Consider the following 1,007-nt stretch of genomic DNA (forward strand, 5'->3'; position numbering starts at 1 on the left):
ATATTACAGAGAGTGATACAATTAGTATTAAAAATACACAATCCTCAAAAGAACTATAATTAACTCTCTCAACAATTGTAATAAAAATTATAAATGGACTTAAAAAGGAAATAATTCCAAAGAAGGCTAGGATCAAAGAATTAAAGAATTTATCTTTTTTATTCAATTTTTTACTATTAAAAATATAATAAATAATGATATCTATTGCAAGAAGTATAAAAATAATAATTTCTATTTTTTCTTTGCTAAAATTATAGTCTGTATAAACCATAAGAATAGCTATTACCAAGGTTGCTACACAAGAAAATAAATAGACAAACCAAATTACATTACTCTTAATATCTCGTATACAAAATGCAATAATTAATTGCATTATTGGCGCAAGATACAATACAAATAGCAAACTAAGTCCCGCTAGCGTCAATGAAGTCAGGATAGGAAAGATATCGCTACTGCTAGGCATTGGTATGTAGCCTATATTTTTATTAAGCACAAAATATATTATAAAAGGGGTCAATCCCAACAATGTTATTATGCTTTTATAGTGATTTTTTATAAAGTTAAATTTTTCTATAATAAATTTTAACTTTTGTTGATCTTTATACTCAGTACAGAATTTATCTAATCTGTTGTTTAACTTACTCTCTATTAATTTTAAGTGTTTATCAATTTCATCAATAATTTCTTTATTATTTTCTTTATTATTTTCAAGTAATACTATAAATCTTGAAAAATAATTGTTTGCTACAGAATCATTAACATCTTTAAGTTCTTTTATGGAATCGTCATATTGCTTAATATCTTCGGACTTTAGTTTTTGTAATATTTTTTTTTGTTTTATTAATCTCTTTGACTCTTTCTTTGTTTCCCAATATCTAAAAACTCCATTATTTTCTAATAGTACAATTTGCCTATAAATTTTTTCATCAAGGTCCTCTATAGATAGTACTGATTCCTTATAATTATCAAACTTTAAATTAACATATTTCTCTTTCTTCTTCAAAAGT

General features: G+C 23.8%; 1 protein-coding gene. It reads right to left on the reverse strand.

The window, feature by feature from the left end; all coding sequences use genetic code 11:
- A partial coding sequence (locus F3G86_RS10595; protein WP_188116472.1) for a hypothetical protein occupies positions 1–1,007 on the reverse strand: 1,007 nt, incomplete at both ends.

The sequence above is a fragment of the Campylobacter concisus genome, from assembly GCF_902460595.1.
Lineage (GTDB): Bacteria > Campylobacterota > Campylobacteria > Campylobacterales > Campylobacteraceae > Campylobacter_A > Campylobacter_A concisus_BL.